This window comes from Altererythrobacter sp., from assembly GCF_050299635.1.
Classification (GTDB): domain Bacteria; phylum Pseudomonadota; class Alphaproteobacteria; order Sphingomonadales; family Sphingomonadaceae; genus Erythrobacter.
In genome coordinates this window covers 1-3,157 of the sequence record NZ_JBNKWF010000046.1, presented here as the reverse complement: position 1 = coordinate 3,157, position 3,157 = coordinate 1, and the positions used below count along the sequence as shown (strand labels likewise).

General features: G+C 58.7%; 6 protein-coding genes and 1 pseudogene. 6 read left to right on the top strand and 1 reads right to left on the bottom strand.

What is annotated here, in order from left to right; translation table 11 throughout:
* Nucleotides 1-6: 6 nt before the first annotated feature.
* From ACQY6C_RS14630 to ACQY6C_RS14605, 6 genes and pseudogenes are all read left to right on the top strand, one after another.
* On the top strand, nucleotides 7-75 hold the full coding sequence (locus ACQY6C_RS14630) for a DUF2585 family protein (RefSeq protein WP_427970004.1): 69 nt from the start codon (nucleotides 7-9) through the stop codon (nucleotides 73-75).
* Nucleotides 76-382: 307 nt separating this feature from the next.
* Nucleotides 383-982, top strand: a complete 600-nt coding sequence (locus ACQY6C_RS14625; protein ID WP_427970002.1) for an imm11 family protein — start codon at nucleotides 383-385, stop codon at nucleotides 980-982.
* A gap of 15 nt (nucleotides 983-997) precedes the next feature.
* Entirely contained in the window at nucleotides 998-1,258 is a 261-nt protein-coding gene (locus ACQY6C_RS14620; RefSeq protein ID WP_427970000.1) for a hypothetical protein, read from the top strand.
* A gap of 2 nt (nucleotides 1,259-1,260) precedes the next feature.
* Nucleotides 1,261-1,983: an imm11 family protein gene (locus tag ACQY6C_RS14615; RefSeq protein ID WP_427969998.1), complete on the top strand. Its 723-nt coding sequence runs from the start codon at nucleotides 1,261-1,263 to the stop codon at nucleotides 1,981-1,983.
* 58 nt (nucleotides 1,984-2,041) lie between these two features.
* A pseudogene (locus ACQY6C_RS14610) lies at nucleotides 2,042-2,230 on the top strand (DUF885 family protein); the annotation flags it as partial.
* A gap of 47 nt (nucleotides 2,231-2,277) precedes the next feature.
* Entirely contained in the window at nucleotides 2,278-2,739 is a 462-nt protein-coding gene (locus tag ACQY6C_RS14605) for a PaaI family thioesterase (protein ID WP_427969996.1), read from the top strand.
* Nucleotides 2,740-2,764: 25 nt separating this feature from the next.
* On the opposite strand, the gene ACQY6C_RS14600 is transcribed toward ACQY6C_RS14605, so the two are convergent.
* Nucleotides 2,765-3,115 carry a transcriptional regulator gene (locus ACQY6C_RS14600; RefSeq protein ID WP_427969994.1) on the bottom strand — a complete coding sequence of 117 codons (351 nt, stop codon included), beginning with the start codon at nucleotides 3,113-3,115 and terminating at the stop codon, nucleotides 2,765-2,767.
* Nucleotides 3,116-3,157: the final 42 nt, after the last annotated feature.

Genomic DNA, 3,157 nt, shown 5'->3' with positions numbered 1-3,157 from the left:
GACAATCTGACGCTCAATGTCGTCATGCTGTTCTGGCCGATCGAAGCGATCCGGCAATGGCAGGGCATGGGGTAGGGCGGTGGCGAGGTGCCAATTAGGTATGCTGTTTCTGGAGTTCTTAGAAATTGCTAACGACGTCCTATTGTCCGAAGAAGAACACAGCGAATACAGAGATGACTCCAATCAAAGCGAAGCGCTTTAACAGCCGCGCCCTGTCGTCGCGTTCTGGGTGAGGCATGATCCATTCATGCAGCCAGTCGAAAATCAGGGGGCCCATGCGCAATCCTTTCGCTTTTCGAAGGAGATATCCGTCGATGGTTAAGATTCCGTCTGCGCGGCGGGCGGAGAGGCAGTTGCCTTGTTGTAGTCAGGAGGTTGCGTGATGGTGTGGGTGATGTCTTACAGGCCGGTTCCGGACAGCTATCCCGGTGTGGAGGTGATTGAAGGAAACTCTGGCGAGTTAGAGCTGGAGGATATGACCGACGATGGCGGCATCGGCCTAAAGATGTCGCGCAGTTTTTCCGGCCGGCGAGCGAAACCCGAAAGCGTGCCTAAAGTGATCCGCTGGAAGAGCAAGCGCAAGCTGCTCGATTATGAGAACGCATGCCGTAAGACGGTCAGCGACCGTTTCCGCGCCTTGATTGAGGAGATCGAGCCGGGCGTGCACCAGTTCGAACCGATCCGGTTTGTGGCGAAGGACGGCTCGCTGCTGGAAGAGCGCTGGTTCTGGCAGATTTGCAACCGGATCAATAGCGTCCACCCGGAACTGTCGAATTGGCTATTAGGTCCCCGAACTTGGCGCCCCCCCCCCAAGCCTCGAAGTGAAGGGCTCCGTATGGTGTTCGATACTACTGCAATCGGTGGGGCGCAGTTTTGGCATGACATGCATATCAAAGGCACATTGGTCAGCGACGCTGCCAAGCAACGCATAGATGCCGCCGGGACCACCGGTGTCCACTTCGACTATCGTGAACAGGCGTAAGTACAGGATCGAAATATGCCCACCAAACCCATCGCAGACATTCTCGATCTGATCGGCCGCCGACTTGACAGCGCGGGGCTGCAATTTGCGCATATCATCGGAGTCAGCTTCTACGGGAGCGACGATCTTGAGTGGCTCCGCCCTCTACTTCCCGACGTCAATGCCGAAATCAATTATGCAGTCCTGCCTGAAAGCGAGCGGGGCAGCGCAATCCTTGGCGCGGCGGCGCATTTGGGCAATCATGTCGGGGCCGCCTTTGCCGTGGCGGAGGTGTGATAATGGCGTGGATCTGGGAAGGTGACACGCGCATGGATGAGCGCGTATTCTGCGACTGGGTCGGCGACACCGAAGAGCATTGCAACGAGATCGGCATAGTTGCCCGCCAGAGGGCATTGGAACTTCCGCTCCATCCGGCCTACAGCGACTCGCTGTGGCAACATCCCTCTCATGGCGTACGATGTCCGATGCCGGACCGTCCGCTGGAGTTCCGGGTCGACTACTTCGATCCCCCGCTTCGCAGTCTGTTTGGTTGCTGCTGGGGCATTGCGATCAACAACGCGGCCCGTGATGCACTCGAGGCGCTCGAACCAGGCGTGCATCAATATCTGCCGATGGAGCTTACGCATAAATCGGGGAAGGCAATCACCGATGAGTTCTGGATGCTCAATATCGGTCAGCGTCTCGATACCTGCTCGCCTGAACACAGCCCCCATATGGTTGAGGAATTTCAGGAGGTTAGAAACCCGAGGATGATGCTGCCGAATGGCGACAATGTCATCAGTCGCTACACGACAGGCAGGCCTTGGCATAAGGGCGGGCCACCGATCTGGCGCGACCTGTGCCTGTTTGCAGAGAAACGAGCAGGCCGGCATCTCTGGTACGAATACAAGATGAGAAGCAAGTTCATGTCCAACGAATTGTTCGAAGCCTGGTCCGGGATCGGCGCTGTTACATACAAAGATGAGTTGATGGACAATTTGCATCCGGTTCGGGAGATTTAAAGGTGGCAATAATCGACTGGACTGATCAGAGCCGGGGGGTCGGCGATCGAGAAGTTCCAGCCAGGCGGTCGCCTACAAGATCGGCGCGCTCAAGATCCAGGAACTGCGCAAGCGCGCGCATGACGCGCTGGGCGACAGGTTCGACATCAAGGCGTTCCACGCCCAGGTGCTGAACACCGGCGGACTGCCGCTCGCCGTGCTGGAGCAGAAGATCGACCGCTGGATCGCGTCGCAAAAGGCCAAATAGGCGATCTGCGATTTACAGCTCAATCTGGTTCAGCCAAGGCTGGTGACATGAGCGAAAAGATCATCTGGTGGGGCGGGCAATTGCCCGAAGCCGAAACAATGACCGCAGTTGGAACCGGCAGCATGTCGGGCCACCTCGGGATCGAGTTTACCGATGTGAGGCCCGGCAGCGTGACTGCACGCATGCCGGTCAATGAACGCACGCAGCAGCCCTATGGCAGGCTGCATGGCGGCGCATCGGTCGCACTGGCGGAAACGATCGCCTCAGTCGCGGCGGCGTTCACGGTCGATCGATCGAAATCCGCCGTTGTCGGGCTGGAGATCAACGCCAATCACGTGCGACCGGGCTTTGCAGGATACGTCTATGCCACGGCGACGCCGGAGAATCTTGGCCGGACCACGCAGATCTGGTCGATCCGCATTACCGATGAAGCAGGCAAGCTGGTCTGCATCTCGCGCTTCACCGCGATGGTGATTCCGGCTGATCGGGGCTCGCAACAAAGCGGATAGGTTCCGGCGCGCTGCCCGGCGCGCGTTATTCCGCGGCGATTGCTTGCTCGGCGCTGGCAACCAGGGCCTGAAGCGCGTCCATGTGCGACTTGAAGGCTTTGCGTCCCTCACCGGTAAGTGATGCCCAAGTTCGCTGGCGACCGCTCAGCGGGGCCTTGCGCAGACGGACATAGCCCGCATCGACCAGTGCCGAGAGATGCTTCGACAGCACCGAATCGCTGACCCCTACGATGTCGCGCAAAGTAGCAAACTCGGCGTCGCTGACACGGGCCAGCACAGCCGCGATCTGCAACCGCGCTGGGGCGTGGAGAGCAGTGTCGAGCGCCATCGTCAGGCGTTCCTCTCCGTCAATTCGCTGCGATAGATTTTCTGCCATGCGAGGCTGAAGCAAATGGCAAGGGCGAAGGAAATTACCCCC